The following is a 21,238-nucleotide window of genomic DNA, read 5'->3' as shown; positions in this document are numbered from 1 at the left end:
GGTCCGGTCTCCTACGGGAGCGCGACCATGCCGAGTTCGGCGGGCGAGGCGAGCAGGCCGTGCCTGGGCAGCACGCGCACCGTGTAGCCGACGGCGCCGGCAAGGGGCAGCGGCACCGTCGCGGTGAACTCCTCCCCCAGCGGGTCGGTGCCGATGTGTTCCATCGGCACGGTGACGGGGTCGCCGATCGTGTCGTCGGAGCCTACGCGCCCGACCACGGCCTGCACCTCGACATCTTCCGGGGTCAGGTCGCCGAGCTGGACGTGCGCGGTCAGCCCCAGCGGCAGACCGATCTGCGGCACGTCCGGAATCGGCGTCGAATCGACCTGCGCGACACGCACTCCCGGCCACGCCGCCTCGATACGGTGCCGGTAATCGGCCAGCGCCCGCGCACCCGCGTAGTCGTCGGCGGTGACCTTCGCGGCCGCCGCGGCCGCGGGGATGTAGTAGTCGACGGCATAGTCGCGCACCATGCGCGAGGCGAGCACCTTCGGACCGAGATTCTCGAGCGTGTGGCGCACCATCTCGATCCAGCGGGCCGGCACACCGTCGGGGTCGCGGTCGTAGAAGCGCGGCAGCACCGAGCGTTCGAGCAACTCGTACAGGGCGGCGGCCTCGAGGTCGTCGCGGCGGGTGTCGTCGACGCCGTCGGCGGTGGGGATGGCCCAGCCGTTCTCGCCGTCGAACATCTCGTCCCACCATCCGTCGCGGATGGACAGGTTGAGACCGCCGTTGAGGGCCGACTTCATGCCCGATGTGCCGCACGCCTCGAGCGGGCGCAGCGGGTTGTTCAGCCACACATCGCAACCCCAGTACAGATAGCGGGCCATCGACATGTCGTAGTTGGGCAGGAAGACGATGCGGTGCCGTACGTCGTACTCGTCGGCGAACCGCACGACCTGCTGGATGAGCGCCTTGCCGCCGTCGTCGGCGGGGTGGCTCTTGCCGGCGACGACGAGCTGCACGGGCCGTTCGTCGTCGAGCAGCAGCGCGCGCAGCCGCTCGGGATCGCGCAGCATCAGGGTGAGGCGCTTGTAGGTGGGCACGCGCCGCGCGAACCCGACGGTGAGCACGTTCGGGTCGAAGACCGACTCGATCCAGCCCAGTTCGGCCTCGGTGGCGCCGCGTTCGAGCCACGACTCGCGCAGCCGGCGACGCACCTCGGCGACGAGCTGGGCGCGCAGCGTGTTGCGGGTCGACCACAGTTCCTTGCGGTCGATGGTCTGGAGCAGTTCCCAGCCGCGGGCCTCCTCGACCCGGTCGGGTCCGGCGAGGCGGTTGGCGAGCGCGATCCATTCGCGCGCGGCCCAGGTGGGGGCGTGCACACCGTTGGTGACCGAGCCGATGGGCACCTCGGCGGCGTCGAATCCGGGCCACAGTCCTTCGAACATGCCGCGGCTGACCTCGCCGTGCAGCTTCGACACACCGTTGCAGCGCTGGCCGAGGCGCAGACCGAGATGGGCCATGTTGAACACGTTCGGGTTGCTCTCGCGTCCGAGCGCGAGGATGCGGTCGACGGTGAGGCCGGGCAACAGTGCCGACTCGTTCTCGCCGTTGGTGCCCGAGAAGTAGTGGCGCACGAGATCGATCGGGAAGCGGTCGATACCCGCGGGCACGGGGGTGTGGGTGGTGAAGACCGTGCCGGCCCGCACGGCGGCGAGCGCTTCGTCGAAGTCGAGTCCGGCGCCGGTGACGAGTTCGCGGATGCGTTCGGCGCCGAGGAAGCCCGCGTGTCCCTCGTTCATGTGGAAGACATCGGGGTCGGGCAGGCCGTGGATGCGCGTGTAGGCGCGCACCGCGCGGACACCGCCGACGCCGGCGAGGATCTCCTGCTTGATGCGGTGGTCCTGGTCGCCGCCGTAGAGGCGGTCGGTGACCCCGCACAGCTCCTCATCGTTGGACGGGATGTCGGAGTCGAGCAGCAGCAGCGGGACGCGCCCGACCTGGGCGATCCAGATCCGCGCGTCGAGTGTGCGCCCGCCCGGCACGGCGACCTGCACGAGCGCGGCGGTGCCGTCGCCCTCGGTGAGCAGTCGCAGCGGCAGGCCCTGCGGGTCGTAGGAGGGGTAGTGCTCCATCTGCCAGCCGTCGGCGCTGAGCGACTGCCGGAAGTAGCCGGAGCGGTAGAGCAGGCCGACGCCGATGAGCGGCAGGCCGAGATCGGAGGCGGCCTTGAGGTGGTCGCCGGCGAGGATGCCGAGGCCGCCGGAGTAGTTCGGCAGCACCTCGGTGACACCGAACTCCATGGAGAAGTAGGCAATGCCGGCGGGCAGTGTCGTGCCGCGCTCCTGCTGTTCCTGGAACCAGCGGGGGCGGGTGAGGTAGTGCTCGAGGTCGGCGGCGGCGGCGTCGAGCCGGGCGAGGAAGTCGCCGTCCTCGGCGAGCGCATCGAGTCGGGCCGGCGGCACCTCGCCGAGCAGCCGGACGGGGTCGTTGCTGCACCGGCGCCACAGGTCCGGGTCGACCGATTCGAACAGGTCCTGGGTCTGCGGGTGCCACGACCATCTGAGGTTGGCCGTCAGGGCTCCCAGCGCAGCCAGCCGCTCGGGAAGATGGGCTCGTACGGTGAACCGGCGCAGTGCTTTCACGGGGTGCACACTACCGACCGACCGCGCTTCGTGACGGCCGGGCGGCGGATCTCACGTGCCCGGATCCACGCCGGTCGCGGACGGGATCGCTCGGCACACGGAGAGGCCCCGCGGCGTGCACACCGCGGGACCTTCTCTCCTGTGGCCGACCCCCCGTCGGCCGGTGGACTCAGAGTCCGCCGAGGAGCAGGTGCAGCAAGTCTCCGACGACTCCGATCAGACCGGCGACCAGACCCATGTGTTCTTCCCTTCGTCGTGCCTCCGGGGAGGCTGTTGTTGTCTTGCAGAACAAACAGTAGGGAGCGGGGTGTTGCAGTCCGGTCAATTGAAGTGAACGCTGAGTTACAGATACTTTCGGTGCTGCAGAGGGGATCCTTCGCGGGTCCCGCCGCATGCACAGCCCCGCGGCGCGACCTCCATTACGGTGGTTCGAGACACGGTCGTTGCCCCCATCGGCCCTGCTCGTCCACTCGGACCCGCACGGAACGGAGCTAGCGTGACAGGTCGGCTCGCCATCGACGACGTACAACCCTCAATCGACGGAGGGCGTTATCCGACGAAGGCGGTCGTCGGGGAGGTGGTGCCGGTCTCCGCCGTCGTGTGGCGCGAGGGCCACGACGCGATCGCCGCGACGCTCGCCGTCCGAGGACCGGCCGACGACCCCGAATCCGCCGGCAGACTGGTGCGGATCCCGATGGTTCCGGGCACCGAACCCGACACCTTCCACGCCACCTTCTCCCCCACGAGCGTCGGGGCGTGGACCTACCGGGTCGAGGCGTGGAGCGACCCGGTGGCGACCTGGCGGCACGCGGTCACCGCGAAGACCGACGCCGGGCAGGACGCCACCGAACTCGCGAACGATCTCGAGGTCGGCGCACGGATCTTCGAGAAGGCCGCCAAGGGCGCACCGCGCGGCAACCGCCCCGCTCTGCTCGCGGTCGCTGCGTCCCTGCGGTCCGACCGACCGCTGGCCGAGCGCATCGCTCCGGCCTTCTCCCCCGACATCACCGAGATCCTCCGCGCCCATCCCCTCCGCGAGCTGGTCACCCGCGGAAAGGCGTTCACGGCGTTCGTCGATCGTCGCCGCGCACTGTTCGGCTCCTGGTACGAGTTCTTCCCCCGGTCCACCGGAGGCTGGCACGAGGACGGAACCCCGCGGCACGGCACCTTCGCCACCGCCGCTGCCGATCTCCCACGCATCGCGACGATGGGATTCGACGTCGTCTACCTCCCCCCGATCCATCCGATCGGCAAGGTCAACCGCAAGGGGCCGAACAACACCCTCGTCGCCGGCCCGGACGACGTCGGGTCGCCCTGGGCGATCGGCTCCGACGAGGGCGGTCACGACGCCATCCACCCCGAACTCGGCACCGAGCAGGACTTCCGCGATTTCGTCGCCCGAGCGAAGGAACTCGAGCTCGAGGTCGCCCTCGATCTCGCCCTGCAGTGCGCCCCCGACCACCCGTGGGCCCGGGAGCATCCGGAATGGTTCACCGTGCTGCCCGACGGCACGATCGCATACGCGGAGAACCCGCCGAAGAAGTACCAGGACATCTATCCGATCAACTTCGACGACGACCCCGAGGGCATCTACGCCGAGGTCCTGCGTGTGGTCCGGCACTGGATCCGGTTGGGCGTCGACATCTTCCGCGTCGACAATCCGCACACCAAGCCCCCGAACTTCTGGGAACAGCTCATCGCCGAGATCAAGCGCACCGATCCCGACGTGCTGTTCCTGTCGGAAGCGTTCACCCGGCCCGCCCGCATGTACGGGCTCGCACGACGTGGATTCACGCAGTCGTACACGTATTTCACGTGGCGGGTCGCGAAATGGGAGCTCACCGAGTTCGGTACCGAGATCGCCGCGAAGGCCGACGAGGCCAGGCCGAACCTGTTCGTAAACACCCCCGACATCCTGCACGAGACGCTGCAGCACGGCGGGCCGGGCATGTTCGCGCTGCGCGCGGCACTCGCCGCCACCCTGGCTCCCTCGTGGGGCGTGTACTCGGGGTACGAACTGTTCGAGCACCTCGCGGTGCGGCCGGGCAGCGAGGAGTACCTCGACTCGGAGAAATACCAGTTGCGGCCGCGTCGCTACGACGAGGCCCGCCGGCGCGGCGAGTCGCTCGAACCGTGGCTGACCACCCTCAACCGCATCCGGCGCGCCCACCCGGCATTGCAGCAACTGCGCAACATCACCTTCCACCACGTCGACAACGACGCGCTGATCGCCTACTCGAAGTTCGATCCGTCCACCGGGGACTGCGTGCTCACGGTGATCAACCTCAACCCCTACGGGGCCGAACAGGGCACGGTCTGGCTCGACATGCCGGCGATCGGACACGACTGGCACGACCACTTCCCCGTTTACGACGAGGTGAGTGGGGAACAGTATTCGTGGGGACAGGCCAACTACGTGCGCCTCGAGCCGTGGCGGGCGGTGGCGCACATCCTGGTCCTGCCCCCGATCGGCATCCCCACCCGCACAACGCTCGCCTACAGGAGGCAGTCGTGACCGTGCCGCCCCAGACGCCGGGCGCCGATGTTCCGCGCCGACGCCACAGCCCGCGACCGGAGGACCTCGACCTGCTCGCCGCCGGTGAGCACCACGATCCGCACGCGGTGCTCGGGGCCCATCCGCATCCGGAGGGGACGGTCATCCGGGCACTGCGCCCCGGGGCCGAGAAGGTCGCCGCGCGGATCGGTGGTCGCGACCATCCGCTCGAACCCGTGGGCGAGGACGTCTTCAGCGCCCTGATCCCGGTCTTCGATCTCGCCGACTACCGGCTCGTGGTGACCTACCCGTTCGATCACGTCGAGGTCGTCGCGGACGGTTACCGCTTCATGCCGACGTTGGGCGAACTCGACCGTCACCTGCTGAGCGAGGGCCGGCACGAACGGCTGTGGGAGGTGCTCGGCGCCCACCCGCGGACCTACGAGACCCCGGACGGCCCGGTGACGGGCACGTCCTTCGCCGTGTGGGCACCGGGCGCACGCGGGGTCACCGTCACCGGCGACTTCGACGGCTGGGGTGGACGCACCACCCCGATGCGGGTGCTCGGCTCGAGCGGTGTCTGGGAGGTCTTCGTCCCCGGCGTCGAACCGGGCGCGCTGTACAAGTACCGGGTGCACGGTCGCGACGGATCCGTCCGCGACAAGGCCGACCCGATGGCGTTCGCCACCGAGGTGCCGCCCGCGACCGCGTCGAAGGTCACCGAGAGTCGCTACACCTGGAACGACGACGACTGGGTCGCGACCCGCGAGAAGGCGCAGCCCTGGCAGGAACCGATGGCGGTCTACGAGGTGCACCTCGGTTCGTGGCGCCCGGGCCTGAACTACGTCGAACTCGCCGATCAGCTGGCCGAGTACATCCTCGAAACCGGATTCACGCACGTCGAGCTGCTGCCGGTCTCGGAGCACCCCTTCGGCGGATCGTGGGGCTACCAGGTCACCTCCTACTACGCTCCCACCTCCCGGTTCGGCACTCCCGACGAGTTCCGCGCGTTCGTCGACCGTCTCCACGCCGCCGGGATCGGCGTGATCATGGACTGGGTGCCCGCCCACTTCCCGAAGGACGAGTGGGCGCTCGCGCGCTTCGACGGCAGCCCCCAGTACGAACATCCCGATCCGCGCCGCGGTGAGCAGCTGGACTGGGGCACCTACGTCTTCGACTACGGCCGCCCCGAGGTGCGGAACTTCCTCGTCGCCAACGCCCTCTACTGGATCGAGGAGTTCCACATCGACGGTCTGCGCGTCGACGCCGTGGCCTCGATGCTGTATCTCGACTACTCGCGTCCCGAGGGCGGCTGGACACCGAACATCTACGGCGGGCGCGAGAACCTCGAGGCCGTCGCGTTCCTCCAGGAACTCAACGCCACCGTCCACAAGCACTATCCGGGGATCGTGACGGTCGCGGAGGAATCGACCTCCTGGCCGGGCGTGACCCGCTCGACGAACGTCGGCGGGCTCGGGTTCAGCATGAAGTGGAACATGGGCTGGATGCACGACACCCTCGGCTATCTCGGCCGCGATCCCGTGCACCGCACCTATCACCACCACGAGATCACGTTCTCGCTCGTGTACGCGTGGAGCGAGAACTTCGTGCTCCCCATCAGCCACGACGAGGTCGTCCACGGCAAGGGCACGCTGTGGACGCGACTGCCGGGCGACGACGCCACACGCGCCGCCGGCCTGCGGTCGATGCTCGCCTACATGTGGGCCCATCCCGGCAAGCAGCTGCTGTTCATGGGCCAGGAGTTCGGGCAGGTCGCCGAGTGGTCCGAGGAACGCGGCCTCGACTGGTGGCAGCTCGACGAACCGCTCCACGCCGGTATCCACCGGCTGGTGTGCGATCTCAACGGCATCTACCGCTCGCACCCGGCGCTCTACACGCTCGACACCACGCCCGGCGGATACTCGTGGATCGACGCCAACGATGCGCACAACAACGTCCTGTCGTTCCTGCGCTACGGCAGCGACGGCTCGGTGCTCGCGTGCCTGCACAACTTTTCGGGCACGACCTACGGCGACTATCGTGTCGGATTGCCCGAACCGGGCACGTGGGAGGAAGTCCTCAACACGGACGCGACCGCCTACCAGGGCAACGGAGCGGGCAACTTCGGGGCCGTGGAGGCGGACGAACATTCGTGGCACGGGCGTCCCGCCTCGGCTCGGGTGACCTTGCCTGCGCACGGCGCCATCTGGTTGTCGTTGCGGAGGTGACGCTGCCCGACGACAGGAGCACAACGACATGCGACGGACGCACCGGTTCGCGCGACTGGTGGTGCCCGCACTGACCGTCGTCCTGCTGGCGGGATGCGCCCAGCGGATCGAAGGAACGGCGGTGTCGATCTACGACAACCCCTTCACCGTGGCGGGGCTGCCCGTCACCTCCGGGGCGTCGGGTCCGCGCAGCGGGGTGCCCGATGCGGACATCGAGATCGAGAACACCGACGGCGGTCCCGTCGACGTCCTGGCCGGCAACGCGATCGCCGACATCGAGGAGTACTGGCGTCAGGAGTTCGCGTCGGTCGCCCGGGGCACCTTCCGCCCGGTCGAGACGATCGTGTCGTGGGATCCGTCCGAGCGACGGGGCCCACGTTTCTGCGGCAAACCCACCTACGACTTCATCAACGCGGCCTACTGCAGCGGCGGCGACGAGATCGGATGGGACCGCACCTACCTCATGCCGCAGCTCATCGACAGCTTCGGACCGATGGCCGCGGTGACGGTCCTCGCCCACGAGTACGGGCACGCCGTCCAGCACACGGCGGGGCTGGTCGCCGAGGACGACCCCGGCATCGTGTTCGAGCAGCAGGCCGACTGTTTCGCCGGTGCGTTCATGCGGCACGTCGCGGAGGGCCGGTCGACGCACTTCCGGCTCGACACCTCCGACGGGCTGAACAACGTGCTCGCGTCGATGGTGCTCTTCCGCGACGCCGATCCGAACGACCCCGACTCGATCCACGGCTCGGCCTTCGAACGCGTGACGGCCGTGCAGATCGGATTCACCGACGGGGCCGGCTCGTGTGCACGCATCGACGCCGCCGAGATCGAGTCGCGCCGCGCCGACCTGCCGCAGTACTACAACTCCGCAGACGACGGCGAACTGCCGGTCACCGACGAGTCGGTCGAGGCGATCTTCGAGTCGTTCCACCAGGTCTTCGACCTGGACGCCCTGCCGCAACTCGATCTGTCGGGCGCCGACCTCGGGTGCTCGGACGCCCGGGCCACCTCACCGGTGTCGTACTGCCCCGCGACGAACACCGTGGGCGTCGACATGGAGGCACTGAGCGAGCGCGGTACGGCCGCCCCGCCGGGAAGCGGCTTCGATCCCGGTGTCCGCGGCGACTACAACGCCTACGTGCTCGTCGCCTCCCGCTACGCCCTCGCGGTGCAGAAAGAGGCCGGGCAGTCGCTCACCGAGCCGCGCACGGCCCTGCGGGCGGCCTGCCTGTCGGGCGTGATCAGTGCCGCGCTGAGCCCGGACAGCACCCTCGCCTCGAACGTCGACCCGAGCCAGGTGCTGGTATGGCTGTCCCCCGGCGACCTCGACGAAGCGGTCTCGGGCCTGCTCACCGACGGTCTGGCCGCGAGCGACGTCAACGGCAACACGGTGCCGAGCGGATTCGCCCGGGTGGATGCCTTCCGCACCGGCGTCCTCGGCGGCGAGGCCGCCTGCACCGGCCGTTACCGCTGAAACGACACGGGCCGCCCACCACGAGTGGTGAGCGGCCGGTCCGGCGGATCGGTACGGATCAGTAGAGGGCCATCGCGAGCTTGCGGCGCGACGACACCACGACCGGATCCGCGGCGTCGAACAGTTCGAACAGTTCGAGGAGCCGGGTACGTGCTGCGGTGCGTTCGTCCCCGGCGCTGCGACGCACGAACTCGATGAGGCGACCGAAGGCCGCCTCCGGCTGCTGCGCGAACAGTTCGGCGTCGGCCGCCGTGAACTGGGCTTCGAGGTCGTTCGGAGCGGCATCGGCGCGCTCGATCGCATCCTCGGGAACCGTGCTCGCGCGGGCCAGGAAACGCACCTGCCGCAGCGCGGCCTGCGCCTCGGTGTTGTTCGGCTCGGAGTTCAGGACGAGCTGGTAGGCCGCCTCGGCGCCCTCGAAGTCGCCGTTCTCGAGTGCCTGCTCCGCAGCCTCGAAACGCGGGTCGGCGGGCTGTTCCTCCGGCTCGGCGCCGGGCGGGCCCGACAGCTTGCCTGCGACGGCGTTCCGGATGGCGTCGAGCCACTGACGCAGCGCGGGCTCGGGCTGCACGCCCTGGAAGTCGGCGAGCGGCTGGCCGGCCGCGATCGCGACGACCGTGGGCACCGACTGGACGCCGAAGGCCTGGGCGATCCGCGGGTTCGCGTCGACGTCGACCTTCGCGAGGACCCACGCACCGTTTGCCTCGTTCGCGAGCTTCTCGAGAACGGGTGAGAGCTGCTTGCACGGTTCGCACCAGGTCGCCCACAAGTCGACGATCACGGGCACCTGCATCGACCGCTGCAGCACCTCGGTCTCGAACGTCGCTTCGGTGACGTCCACGATCGGGGCGATGGCACCGGGTGCGGCGCCGTCGCCACCGGACGGAGGCGGAGGCGGAGGCGCGGAGGCCCTCTCCTTGAGCGGTGAGAGATCCACCGCGCCGGACATCGCCGCGGCGACGGCGGCAGAACGTGCTGGACGGGAACCGGGTCGAGTCACGTCCACCAGTTTGTCACGAGTGGTCCGAATCGTGCTGCGCGGACCGGGGGACGTCGCCGTGAGGTCAGACGGTCGCGGTGGCGTCCTCGCGGGTCGCCGGAGCGGACAGCTCTCCGAGGCGACCGGTACGCACGGCCCAGCGCTCGAAGACGATCGTGCCGAACGGGGGCACGCTCGAGACGAGGGCGAGGAAGGTCGTCTTGAGATCCCACTTCAACGACAACGCCGTGAGGAGCGCGATGAGCACGAACGGGATGAAGCCGGCCACGCCGTGCACCATGCCCGGGATCGCGATGGCCTCTTCGTAGCCGAGCACCCACTTGAAGAACATGGCGATCAGGAGGGCGAGCCAGGTCACCGCTTCCCAGATCGCGATCAGCCGGAATCGTTTCGCGGGCGTGGACACGTCGAGGATGTTGGTCATGCGGCCATTGTGCCGAAAGGCCTACGACACGCCGTAGTTCAGTGAGAGACATCACGGCCCCGGCATGATTGCGCCGGGGCCGTGATCATGCTCTCGGGAAGAGGGTCAGTTCTTGGGCACCCGCACGATGAGCGCGTCGCCTTGGCCACCACCACCGCACAGAGCGGCAGCGCCGACACCACCACCGCGGCGCTTCAGCTCGAGCGCCAGGTGCAGCACGATGCGCGCACCCGACATGCCGAGCGGATGGCCGAGCGCGATCGCACCACCGTTGACGTTCACCTTCGCCGGATCGATGCCCAGCTCACGGGCCGAGACGATGCCGACGGCGGCGAACGCCTCGTTGATCTCGACGAGGTCGAGCTCGGTCGGGTCGAGGCCCTCACGCTCGCAGGCCTGGGCGATCGCCCGTGCCGGCTGCGACTGCAGGGCCGAGTCCGGTCCGGCGACGACGCCGTGACGGCCGATCTCGGCGATCCAGCTCAGCCCGAGCTCGGTGGCCTTGGCCTTGCTCATCACGACGACCGCGGCGGCACCGTCGGAGATCTGCGAGGCCGACCCGGCGGTGACGGTGCCGTCCTTCGCAAAAGCCGGACGCAGCGAGCCGAGCGACTCGGCGGTGGTCTCCGGGCGGATGCCCTCGTCGGCGGCGAAGACGATCGGGTCGCCCTTGCGCTGCGGGATCGACACCGGCACGACCTCGTCCTCGAACAGGCCGTCCTTCCAGGCACGAGCGGCGTTCTGGTGCGAGGCGGCGGCGAAGGCGTCCTGCTCGGCGCGGGAGACGAAGCGCTCGCCGGAGTTGGCCGACTCGGTGAGGTTACCCATCGCCTGGTCGGTGAAGATGTCGTGCAGGCCGTCGTAGGCCATGTGGTCGCGCAGGGTCACATCGCCGTACTTGAAGCCGGCGCGGGACCCCTCGAGCAGGTGCGGGGCCTGGCTCATCGACTCCTGGCCACCGGCGACGACGACGTCGAACTCGCCCGCGCGGATCAGCTGGTCGGCCATCGCGATCGCGTTGATGCCCGACAGACACACCTTGTTGATCGTCAGCGCCGGGACGTCCATCGGGATGCCGGCGGCGACGGCCGCCTGACGGGCCGGGATCTGGCCGGCGCCGGCGGTGAGCACCTGACCCATGATGACGTATTCGACCTGCTCGGGAGCCACACCGGCGCGCTCGAGTGCGCCCTTGATCGCCACGCCACCGAGATCCGATCCGGAGAAATCCTTGAGCGAACCCTGCAGGCGCCCCATGGGCGTCCGGGCTCCGGCGACGATGACAGAACTGCTCACGGGACATTCCTCCGAAAGATCGGGATGTGATCGGAAAACTCCACTCGGATATTCACCTGAATCCCGATAGGAGTGCACTCAACGGTACCGCTACCGTCTAGAGCATGACCGAGACCTCTCCCACATCCACTCCGGCGGCGTCCGTTCTCGCTTCCGGACTCGTCACCGCCATCGATCACGTCGGCATCGCAGTGCCCGACCTCGATGCCGCTCTCACCTGGTACGCCGAGAACCTCGGCCTCGTGTCCACCCACGAGGAAGTCAACGAGGAGCAGGGCGTGCGCGAGGCGATGCTGGCCGTTCCGGGGACCCCCGAAGGGTCCACCATGATCCAGTTGCTCGCCCCGCTGAACGAGAACTCCACGATCGCGAAGTTCATCGACCGCAATGGTCCGGGCCTGCAGCAGCTCGCCTACCGCGTCTCCGACATCGATGCCGTCTCCACGGCGTTGCGCGAGCGCGGCGTCCGGCTGCTGTACGACGCACCCCGTCGCGGCACCGCCGATTCGCGCATCAACTTCCTGCATCCGAAGGACGCGGGCGGCGTCCTCGTCGAGCTCGTCGAGCCGGCGGCACATCCTGCTCACTGACGGCCGTTCCGGTGCGCTCCCGAAGACGGATGGGGCGGGAGCGCATCCGGGTCGTACCCGCAGGGACCGGGTAGATTGTCTCCATGGTCTTCGATCGTGATCGCGCACCCAGCCACCTGCCGTTCTCCATCGTGCGGAAGGGATTCGACCGCGACGAGGTGACCAATTACTTCGCCCGGTTCGAGGCCGAGCTGCGCGTGACCGCCACCGACCGCGACGCCGCTGCCGCGCAGGCCCGCGATCTGGCCCGTCAGCTCGAGAACGCCCGCAACGAGATCGACGAACTCCGCAAGGACGTCGACCGTCTGTCGGTGCCGCCCACCACCGCCGAGGGCATGAGCGACCGCATCTCGCGGATGCTGCGTCTCGCCTCCGACGAGGCCTCCGAGCTGCGTGCCCGCGCCGAGGCCGACGCCGCCGAGATGATCTCGCTGGCGGAGCAGGAAGGCATCCGCCTCCGGGGCGACTACGAGAAGAAGCTCGCCGAACTCGAGGACACCCGCATCGCCTTCGCGGCCGAGCACGAGCGGACGATGACCGCGGCCCGCGCCGAGGCCGAGCGGATCGTGGCCGCTGCCCGTGCGGAAGCCGAGCGACTCGACGCCGAGGCCGAGGCCAAGCGCGAGCAGGTGCAGCAGGACTTCGAGATCACAATGGCCGAGCGCCGCACGAAGCTGCTCGGAGCCCTCGACGAACTCGAACGGACGAGCAAGGCCGAGGCCGAACGCCGTGTCGAGGAGGCCACGCAGGAAGCCGAACGACGGCTCACCCGCGCCACCGAACAGTCCGAGCGGAAGGTCGCCAACGCGCGCGACCTCACAGAGGAACTCCGCGTGCTGCGCGGACGCATCCTCGGCCAGCTCGACGCCGTTCGCGAGCAGCTCGACGACGTCCCCACCCTCCTCGCGGCGATCAACCGCGAAGGCGAACTGCTCGACCGGGAGATCTCCCTCGACGAGCCCCGCACGACCGTCCTCGGCACGGCGCGCGACGAGCAGGGCAGCGACAAGCAAGGCGGCGACAAACACGGCAGCGACGAGAAGGGCTCGGACGACGAGAGCCCGACGGAGCCGGCACCCACCGAGGCCGACGCGAAGGCGGACAAGACCGCGCCGCTGCCGCAGACCGACAAGACCACGCCCATGCCGCAGGCCGACCGGACGGTGCGGATCCCGAAGAGCGATGCCCCCGGCTCCGCATCCGGCTCGAACTCGGCCGCGCAGCCGAACACCGGCGGACAGGGCTCGCAGTCCACGCCGCGCACGCCGAACGCCTCGGCACCGCATCGCTCACCCTCGGTCGGTTCCGGGGTGCAGGGTCGCTCCCCCGCCGTGGCCAGCAAGGTCCGCAACTGACGGTCGCCGACCCTCGGGCTTGACCTTCGAGTCGGTCGAAGCTCCATGATGGGCCGGTGACCGACCCGGAGATGATGTCGATCGGCGTGTTCGCCGAACTCGTCGGACTGACCGCGAGCGCATTGCGGTTCTACGACGACGCGGGCCTGCTGCGCCCCGCGCAGGTCGATCCGTCGACGGGATACCGGTTCTACAGCCGATCCCAGGTCTCCCGCGCCTGCCGACTGCGGCAGTTGCGGGAGATCGGGATGCCGCTGCCCGCCATCGGCGAGTTCTTCGCCGCCGACGCGGACGAGGCAGTGAGGTTGCTCGATGAGCACGTCGCCGGGACGACCACGGAGGCCGAGAGGCTCCGACGGGCCGCCGAGACACTCGGTGCGTCCCTGCGGACCGAATCACGTCGCGCGATCTGCACGGTGCCCGGGCCCGTCCTCGCCGGTGCCGTCGATCAGGTCTCGGCCTCCACCGGTCACGACCCCGACATCCCGGTGCTGAACGGCGTGCACATGGAAGCCGAGTCCGGCTGCGTGAGGTTGACCGCCACCGACCGGTACCGGCTCGCCACCCGGACGCTCGTGCCCACCGATCCGACCTGCCCGTCCTGGGCCGGCACGCTCTCCGGCGACGACCTGCGGGTTGCGACGTCCCGGCTCCGACGCAGTCCGTCGGTGACCGTCGAGGCGGACGAGCGGGCGGTCACCTTCCGCACCTCCAGCGGCGACGTCCTCCATTGCCGTCTGCTTCTCGAGCCGTTCCCCGACCACCACCTCCTCCTGGAATCTCTCCCCGCGGTGACGCAGCGGGTCACCCTCTGCAAACGCCGCGTGGTGACGGTGCTCGAACAGCGAGCACCGGAGACGGTCGGCCTACGGACCTCCCCCGACGGGCCGGTCCTGGTGTTCCCCGACGGGGACGAGGCGCCGCTCGACGGTACGGCCACCGGACCGGAACTGACGATCTGGTTCGACCTGGTCACCGTGTATCCGGCATGGAGTCACGCGCTCGGCGACGACCTGATGCTCGACGTGCGCGGTACCGATCTGCCCGTCACCGTCCGGTCGGCCGACGACGGGGATCTCACCACGCTCGTCATGCCACGCAGCGCCCCCTGAAACACAGCGTTCTCCCAAACAGTGCCCCCGAGCTGCCGAATCCCTCGACAGGAGTCTCATGTCCGCCTCCCCCTCGACACCCGATCCCACGATGGACGCGATCAGCACAGCGGTCCTTCACGGCCGTGACGGCGACACCGAGTCGGCCCGGCACGACCTGCTGTCCCTCTGGGAGCGGATCGGTGCGGCGGGCGACGCATTCCACCGCTGCACGCTCGCGCACTACCTCGCCGACCTGTACGACGATCCCGCCGAGTCCCTGGTCTGGAATATCCGCGCCCTCGACGCTGCCGATGCCCTCACCGACGAGCGCGCACAGCGACACCACGACACCCTCCGGGTCGCAGGCTTCTATCCGAGCCTGCACCTGAACCTGGCCGACGACTTCCGACGACTCGGATCGTTCCGGGCGGCCGCGGAACATCTCGACCGCGCGCAGGACCACCTGTCCGCACTCCCCGACGATCCCTACGGCGACACCATCCGCACGGCCGTCCACGAGGTGCGTCGGGCGATCACCGACCGCGACACCGCACCGCGAGCGTCTGCGCCGGGCACCGCCCGCTGAGGGGTGCGCTCCGACCGGCGTGCAGCGACCGGTGCGTGGTGGCTAGGACCAGCGTCGGGTCGGTCGGCGCGTCCCGCGACCCGCCCAGCATCCGCTGTGCCAGTGCCGCCGGTCCTCCGCACCGCCGAGCGCATCGGCCGGCCAGGCGACGACATGGGGTGTTCCCGGCGCGATCTCGTGATCGCATCCCGGGCACCGGTACGGCTTGGTGGCACGCGAACCCGGCACGGTGCGCACGGTGAATCGTTCCCCGTCGGCCCCCGCGGGACCGCTCTCGGTGCGCACCGTCGCCCCGAAGTAGGTCGGGGATTCGTCGGCCGCCCCGCCGCGCTTGCGGCCGGTGCGGGATCTGTTGCGGCGCGGCACGATCAGAACAATCTGAACTCGGTGCTCTCGGTACCCCGCAGCGCCTCGTAGTCGAGCACGAGGCAGCGGATGCCGCGGTCCGTGGCCAGCGTCCGCGCCTGCGGCTTGATCTGCTGGGCCGCGAACACGCCACTGACGGGTGCGAGCAGCGGATCCCGGTTGAGCAGTTCGAGATAACGGGTGAGCTGCTCCACGCCGTCGATCTCGCCGCGACGCTTCACCTCCACGGCGACGGTCGCTCCGTCGGCATCACGGCACAACAGGTCCACAGGGCCGATCGCCGTGGGGTATTCGCGCCGGATGAGGGTGAAGCCCGTCCCGAGGGTCTCGACGTGCTCGGCGAGAAGTTCCTGCAGGTGCGCCTCGACTCCGTCCTTGATCAGACCGGGGTCGACACCGAGTTCGTGGCTCGAATCGTGATCGATCTCTTCGAGAGTGATGCGCAGCTGCTCACCCGCCTTGTTGGTGACCACCCACAGGGCCTCGGCGTCCTCGACGGACTCCTCCTCGAGCCAGCAGGGCGGGCTCATCCAGTTCAGGGGCTTGTAGGCACGGTCGTCGGCGTGGACACTCACCGAACCGTCGGATTTGACGAGAAGGAGACGTCGGGCCGTCGGCAGATGAGCCGTCAGGCGTCCGATGTAGTCCACACGGCAACGGGCAATCACAAGACGCACACAGCCACCCTAGAGGATCGACTCGACTAGTCTCGAACGACCATGCCCGCACGCAGTCACCGCACGGCCCCGCTCGGATCGGCGATCCTGGGAGAGCCTGCCGAACCGATCCGACGGCAACGCATCAGGATCCAGACCCTGTTGACGTTCTCGCTGATCGGCACGCATCTCGTCGGTGCTCTCATCGTGGCCGCTCTCATCAACGTCGTGATCCCGGGTCCGTCCGTCCTGACCTCCGACTTCATCGTCATCACGGCGATCCTCGCTCCGGTCTACGTGGTCTCGGCCGTCGTGGTCGGTTCGGTGCTCGGCACCCGGGCGACGCTCCGCAGGCTGCGGTGGGCGCTCGAGAACCGCCCGCCCAGTCCGCAGGAACAGCGGATCGCGTTGCGGATGCCCTGGCGCACCACCCTCCAGCAGGGAGCGCTGTGGTTCATCGGGTTGATCCTGTTCACCGTCGGGTTCGGGGTCGTCGACCCGCAGACGATCCCGAAGGTCGCGCTGACCATCACCCTGGCCGGCGTCACGGTGTGCGGATTCGCGTACATGTTCACCGATTTCGCGCTGCGCCCCATCGCGGCGCGTGCGCTCGAGGTCGGAACGCCTCGCCGCCCGCGACTGGCCGGCACCACCGGACGGGTGATGCTCGCCTGGGCCCTGGGTAGCGCTGTGCCCGTCGTCGGCCTGCTGTTCATCGCGGTGTTCAGCTTCATCCGTCCCGTCACGCCCACGCGACTGGCGATCACGATCCTCGCCATCGGCGGACTCGGTCTGCTCACCGGATCGCTGCTGATGTTCCTCACCATCCGGTCGACGATCGCGCCGATCGAATCGGTGCGCGCCGGGATGCAACGCATCGCGTCGGGCGACTTCGACACCGCGGTCGTCGTCTACGACGGAACCGAATTGGGGCAGTTGCAGACGGGATTCAATCGGATGGCCGAAGGCCTGCGCGAACGCGAGAAGCTGCGCGACGTGTTCGGCCGCCATGTCGGACGGGAGGTCGCGGCTGCGGCGCTGGCCAATCCCGGTGTCCTCGGCGGTGAGGAACGGGACGTCGCGGTGTTGTTCGTCGATATCGTCGGCTCCACCGCGTTGGCCGCGAGTCGCCCGCCGACCGAGGTGGTGGCGCTGCTCAACCGCTTCTTCGCGGTCGTCGTCGAAGAGGTGCACGCGGCCGAAGGATTCGTCAACAAGTTCGAGGGCGACGCGGCGCTCGCGATCTTCGGGGCACCGGTTGCCCTCGACAACGCCGCCGGTTCCGCGCTTTGCGCCGCGAGGAGGATGGCGCGACGCCTCGCCGACGAAGTGCCGGAGTGTCGCGCGGGTATCGGGGTCACGGCAGGTCGCGCGGTCGCCGGGAACATCGGCGCTCAGGAACGCTTCGAGTACACCGTGATCGGCGATCCGGTCAACGAAGCCGCAAGGCTGTCGGATCTCGCGAAGACCGTTCCGGGTTACGTCGCGGCGTCGGCCCGCACCGTGCAGCCGGCCCCGGAGGACGAACGCGCCCGGTGGGAGCTGGGCGAGGAGATCACCCTGCGCGGCCGTTCCGAGCCGACCCGGCTGGCGACCCCGCTCGCGGAGTGACTGCCGGGCTCACTCCCCTGCCAGCACCGCGTCGAGGAACTTGCGGGTGCGTTCCTCACTGGGACTGGTGAAGATGCGCTCGGGCGGCCCCTCCTCCACGATGCGACCCTGATCGAACATGAGCACACGATCGGAGACGTCGCGGGCGAAGTGCATCTCGTGCGTCACGATCAGCATCGTGATGTCGGTCGTCTCGGCGATCGTCCGCAGCACGTCCAGCACGTCGGCGACGAGTTCGGGGTCGAGGGCAGAGGTGACCTCGTCGAGCAGCAAAATCTCCGGATCCATCGCGAGGGCACGGGCGATCGCGACCCGCTGCTGCTGACCACCCGACAGTTGCGTGGGGTGGGCGGTCTCCTTGTCGGACAGACCGACCATCGCGAGCAATTCCCGCGCACGGTCGCGTGCCTCGGCCTTGCTGCGACCGAGGACGTGCACCGGAGCCTCGGTGAGGTTCTCCATCACGTTCATGTTGGGGAACAGGTTGAACTGCTGGAAGACCATGCCGATGTTGCGGCGCATCGTCCTCAGGTAGCGCTCGGAGGCCGGGACGAGGCGCGACCCCTTGCGTTCGTGGCTGAGCGGTTCGCCCTTGACCCACACCAGACCGTCGTCGATCTTCTCGAGGGTCATGAGCAGGCGCAGGATGGTCGTCTTGCCCGAACCGCTCGGACCGATCAACGTGACCCGTTCCCCCGGGGAGACGGTGAAGTCGAGATGGTCGAGGACTACGTGATCGCCGAATTTCTTGACCACGGAGTCGAATCGGATCATGGATCCGTCGGACGTGGCGGCGGACAGCGAGTCGCCGTCGGCACCGGCTTCCTTGTGCATCTCAATAGGCAAGGCGACGCTCCAATCGGCGGACGAGCAACGACGTCGGGTAGCTGGCGAGGAGAAAGATCAGGCCGGCCAGCGTGAGCGGTTCGAGGTACTGGAAGTTGCGCGCACCGAACTGCTGGGCCGCGGTCACCATCTCCACGACGGAGATCGTGAACAGGAACGGGGTGTCCTTGAACAGCGACACCGCATAGTTGCCCAGCGCAGGCACGACACGGCGCACGGCCTGCGGCAGGATCACCGCACGCCACGTACGCATCGGCGACAACGACAGAGCGCGGCACGCCTCCCATTGTCCCTTCGGAACCGCGTCGATGCCCGCCCGGTACACCTCGGCCATGTAGGTCGAGTAGTGGATCCCCAGTACCGCGATGCCGATCTGCAACGCACTGAACTGCGGGAGCAGGTAGTAGACGAACAGCAGCTGCACCACGAGCGGGGTGAGCCGGATGAACTGGACGACGGCGGACAACGCCGTCGCGAGGACCTTCGGCAGCGAGCGGCGGGCGACGGCCACCACCAACCCGAGCACCGCGGCCACCACGAATCCGAGGACCGTGGCCAGCAAGGTGATCCGGAATCCTTCGAGCAGTACCGGAAGCGCGTCGGCCGCGCGTTCCCAACTCCAGTCGACGGTCATGAGCGAGCTCCCACCGGCTGATCGAAGACCGGGGCGAGCCCGAAGATCTCACGCAGAGTGGGACCGGTCCCGAGTCGACTCTTGGCACGCACCTCGAGCGCATTCATCAGCAACGTCAGCAGATAGCCGAGCACGAAGTACAGCACCAACCCCACACCGAACGCGAAGATGGTGTCGCCGCTTCCTCTACGGAGCTGCTCGATCTGGAATGTGAGGTCCTGCAGGAGGATGTAACTCGCCAGTGCCGTTCCCTTGAGGAGCTGGATGAGCAGATTCGTCAGCGGCGGGATCATCTCGGCCCAGGCCTGCGGGAAGATCACTCGTCGCATGCGTTGCCAGTAGCCGAAATTCAGCGCTGTCGCCGCCTCGAGTTGCGGCTTCGGCACCGAGGCGATCGCACCGCGCACCACCTCCGCTCCGTAGGCGCCGTAGTTGAGCGACAGGGCGAGGATCCCGCACACGATCGATTCGAGCCGGAACCCGAACAAGGGCAGGACATAGAAGAACCAGAACAGCTGCACGAGAAGCGAAGTGCCGCGGAAGAACTCGATGAACACCCGAGCACTGCCGCGCAGGGCCAGGTTCTTCGCGCCCGCCGCCAGCCCGAGGGCCACGGCGAGCAGGAACGCGAAGACCGCACTCCCCACGGTCAATTCGACGGTGACGAGCAAACCGTCGAACAGTTGCGGAAGGGAGTTCCACAGCAGTTCGATCTTGGAACCGAAATCCATTACGACGCAGCCGAGATCAGGAAACGCCCTCGCAGAGCATCTCGGTCGTCAGCCCCGGATCGGGCATCTCCGCCTCCGTGAACCCGAACTCGCCGACGATCGACAGGTACTTCTGGGGGTCGGACGTGATCTTCGCGAGTTCCTCGTTGTAGGCGTCGCGCAGTTCGGTGTCCTCCTTGCGGAAGACCGTTCCGCCGGCGCCCACCTGAGGCACCCCGTCGATCTCCGCGACGAACGATTCGGTGACGTCGACGGGCGCACCCTCGTTGTTCTGCTTCATCCAGTTCAGGGAGATGCCCGTCAGCGCGAAGACGTCGGCGCGCCCGTTGACGACCGCGTCCATCCCGTCCTGGGGAGACGCCACCTGCATCGCGTCGATACCGAGGGCAGAGGCGTAGTCGGCTTCGATCGCGCCGGTCATGACCGCCATCCGGACGCCGCTCTCGGCGATCGACTGCATGTCGGCGAGTTGTTCCGGATTGCCCTGCGGGACCATGAGTGCGGTGGTGTAGTTGAACTCCGGCTCGCTGAACAGTGCCTGTTCGCAACGCTGCGGGAGGATCGACATGCCGGCGCTGACGACGTCGAATCGTCCGGCCTGCAGGCCTGGGATGAGCGCACCGAAGTCGGTGGCCACACCTTCGACGTTGTCGATGCCGAGGTTCTTGAAGATCTCGCGGTGCAGAGCGACGGTGGCGCCGGTGAGTTCGCCGTCCTGCATGAAGCTGTAGGGTGCCTCGCCGGCGAACCCGACGGTGACGGTGCCTTCCTGCTGGAGCCGTTCGAGGGTCGAGCCCTCGGTGTCGGTGTCGACGCTCGTACATCCTGTGACGGCCGCGCCGATGAGTCCCAGTCCCGCGATCACCACCGTGAACTTGCCGGCGGTACCCGTAGTCGATCGATTCGTCATCGTCTCGCCCCTCCTCGTCGTCGACGAGAACGCCCCCGACAGGCGCTCACACGCCGAACCCACACGAACCGTGCGATCGTGCATGAGCGGACGTTACCGACATAAGTAGGCATAGCCTGGAACAGAGCGTGTTTGTTACGAGGTCGTGATCCGTTGGGTGCCGGCGATCGGAGCGGGCGCACCGTACCCGAAATCCTTTTGGAGCGTAAGGACTTTCCCGTGGGGTGGGATCCTCCGACAGGTCTGAAGAGAACCCGGAAAACACGAAAGGGGACCCAAACGAGTGGGTCCCCTTTCGGAACGGGTGTTCGGCGGTGTCCTACTCTCCCACACCCTGTCGAGTGCAGTACCA

The 21,238-nt window shown here is 68.5% G+C and carries 17 protein-coding genes and 1 pseudogene; 8 read left to right on the top strand and 10 right to left on the bottom strand.

Features of this window, described 5'->3' with window-relative positions; genetic code table 11:
- Positions 1-11 precede the first annotated feature (11 nt).
- Positions 12-2,588, bottom strand: a complete 2,577-nt coding sequence (gene glgP, locus ACLBYD_RS18055; protein ID WP_447817518.1) for an alpha-glucan family phosphorylase — start codon at positions 2,586-2,588, stop codon at positions 12-14.
- Between the two features lie 496 nt (positions 2,589-3,084).
- On the opposite strand from glgP, the gene ACLBYD_RS18050 reads away from it, so the two are divergent.
- Genes ACLBYD_RS18050 through ACLBYD_RS18040 form a run of 3 tightly spaced genes read left to right on the top strand, consistent with a single transcriptional unit; the run spans position 3,085 to position 8,787 of the window.
- Positions 3,085-5,103 carry a maltotransferase domain-containing protein gene (locus tag ACLBYD_RS18050; RefSeq protein ID WP_447817516.1) on the top strand — a complete coding sequence of 673 codons (2,019 nt, stop codon included), beginning with the start codon at positions 3,085-3,087 and terminating at the stop codon, positions 5,101-5,103.
- On the top strand, positions 5,100-7,310 hold the full coding sequence (gene glgB, locus ACLBYD_RS18045) for a 1,4-alpha-glucan branching protein GlgB (protein ID WP_447817515.1): 2,211 nt from the start codon (positions 5,100-5,102) through the stop codon (positions 7,308-7,310). Before ACLBYD_RS18050 ends, glgB begins: the two co-directional genes overlap by 4 nt.
- Before the next feature lie 28 nt (positions 7,311-7,338).
- Positions 7,339-8,787, top strand: coding sequence for a neutral zinc metallopeptidase (locus tag ACLBYD_RS18040; protein WP_447817514.1), 1,449 nt, complete (start codon positions 7,339-7,341; stop codon positions 8,785-8,787).
- Positions 8,788-8,845: 58 nt separating this feature from the next.
- On the opposite strand, the gene ACLBYD_RS18035 is transcribed toward ACLBYD_RS18040, so the two are convergent.
- The 3 genes from ACLBYD_RS18035 to ACLBYD_RS18025 form a co-directional block, all read right to left on the bottom strand.
- Entirely contained in the window at positions 8,846-9,736 is an 891-nt protein-coding gene (locus ACLBYD_RS18035; protein WP_447817570.1) for a tetratricopeptide repeat protein, read from the bottom strand.
- A gap of 115 nt (positions 9,737-9,851) precedes the next feature.
- Complete coding sequence (locus tag ACLBYD_RS18030) at positions 9,852-10,211, bottom strand: DUF3817 domain-containing protein (protein ID WP_060651203.1); 360 nt, start codon at positions 10,209-10,211, stop codon at positions 9,852-9,854.
- Positions 10,212-10,316: 105 nt separating this feature from the next.
- Positions 10,317-11,507, bottom strand: a complete 1,191-nt coding sequence (locus ACLBYD_RS18025) for an acetyl-CoA C-acetyltransferase (RefSeq protein WP_447817513.1) — start codon at positions 11,505-11,507, stop codon at positions 10,317-10,319.
- Positions 11,508-11,611: 104 nt separating this feature from the next.
- Here ACLBYD_RS18025 and mce point away from each other — a divergent pair, with 104 nt between their 5' ends.
- The 4 genes and pseudogenes from mce to ACLBYD_RS18005 all read left to right on the top strand — a co-directional run bounded on the left by mce (position 11,612) and on the right by ACLBYD_RS18005 (position 15,132).
- On the top strand, positions 11,612-12,097 hold the full coding sequence (gene mce / locus ACLBYD_RS18020; protein WP_016694038.1) for a methylmalonyl-CoA epimerase: 486 nt from the start codon (positions 11,612-11,614) through the stop codon (positions 12,095-12,097).
- Between the two features lie 83 nt (positions 12,098-12,180).
- Positions 12,181-13,206, top strand: a pseudogene (locus ACLBYD_RS18015) (hypothetical protein); the annotation flags it as partial.
- Between the two features lie 302 nt (positions 13,207-13,508).
- Positions 13,509-14,564, top strand: coding sequence for a DNA polymerase III subunit beta family protein (locus ACLBYD_RS18010; RefSeq protein ID WP_447817512.1), 1,056 nt, complete (start codon positions 13,509-13,511; stop codon positions 14,562-14,564).
- A 58-nt stretch (positions 14,565-14,622) separates the two neighbouring features.
- Positions 14,623-15,132, top strand: a complete 510-nt coding sequence (locus tag ACLBYD_RS18005) for a hypothetical protein (RefSeq protein ID WP_447817511.1) — start codon at positions 14,623-14,625, stop codon at positions 15,130-15,132.
- A 42-nt stretch (positions 15,133-15,174) separates the two neighbouring features.
- Here ACLBYD_RS18005 and ACLBYD_RS18000 read toward each other — a convergent pair whose 3' ends face one another.
- Complete coding sequence (locus ACLBYD_RS18000) at positions 15,175-15,498, bottom strand: ATP/GTP-binding protein (RefSeq protein WP_447817510.1); 324 nt, start codon at positions 15,496-15,498, stop codon at positions 15,175-15,177.
- A 2-nt stretch (positions 15,499-15,500) separates the two neighbouring features.
- Positions 15,501-16,175, bottom strand: coding sequence for an endonuclease NucS (gene nucS / locus ACLBYD_RS17995; RefSeq protein ID WP_006554723.1), 675 nt, complete (start codon positions 16,173-16,175; stop codon positions 15,501-15,503).
- A 42-nt stretch (positions 16,176-16,217) separates the two neighbouring features.
- Here nucS and ACLBYD_RS17990 point away from each other — a divergent pair, with 42 nt between their 5' ends.
- Complete coding sequence (locus ACLBYD_RS17990) at positions 16,218-17,765, top strand: adenylate/guanylate cyclase domain-containing protein (RefSeq protein ID WP_447817509.1); 1,548 nt, start codon at positions 16,218-16,220, stop codon at positions 17,763-17,765.
- 9 nt (positions 17,766-17,774) lie between these two features.
- Here the strand turns inward: ACLBYD_RS17990 and ehuA are convergent, their stop codons facing one another.
- The 4 genes from ehuA to ehuB form a co-directional block, all read right to left on the bottom strand.
- The gene (gene ehuA, locus ACLBYD_RS17985) at positions 17,775-18,539 is read right to left on the bottom strand and encodes an ectoine/hydroxyectoine ABC transporter ATP-binding protein EhuA (protein ID WP_447817569.1); all 765 of its coding nucleotides are present in this window, start codon (positions 18,537-18,539) and stop codon (positions 17,775-17,777) included.
- Positions 18,540-18,600: 61 nt separating this feature from the next.
- Positions 18,601-19,245 carry an ectoine/hydroxyectoine ABC transporter permease subunit EhuD gene (gene ehuD, locus ACLBYD_RS17980; RefSeq protein ID WP_120282116.1) on the bottom strand — a complete coding sequence of 215 codons (645 nt, stop codon included), beginning with the start codon at positions 19,243-19,245 and terminating at the stop codon, positions 18,601-18,603.
- On the bottom strand, positions 19,242-19,976 hold the full coding sequence (gene ehuC, locus ACLBYD_RS17975) for an ectoine/hydroxyectoine ABC transporter permease subunit EhuC (RefSeq protein ID WP_159418698.1): 735 nt from the start codon (positions 19,974-19,976) through the stop codon (positions 19,242-19,244). The genes ehuD and ehuC overlap by 4 nt, the downstream gene beginning before the upstream one ends.
- Before the next feature lie 16 nt (positions 19,977-19,992).
- The gene (gene ehuB / locus ACLBYD_RS17970) at positions 19,993-20,886 is read right to left on the bottom strand and encodes an ectoine/hydroxyectoine ABC transporter substrate-binding protein EhuB (RefSeq protein WP_447817508.1); all 894 of its coding nucleotides are present in this window, start codon (positions 20,884-20,886) and stop codon (positions 19,993-19,995) included.
- Between the last annotated feature and the right edge of the window lie 352 nt (positions 20,887-21,238).

The organism is Rhodococcus sp. C26F (assembly GCF_053345925.1).
The sequence above is the reverse complement of the archived record's forward strand: the minus strand, read 5'-3'. Positions and strand labels throughout refer to the sequence as shown.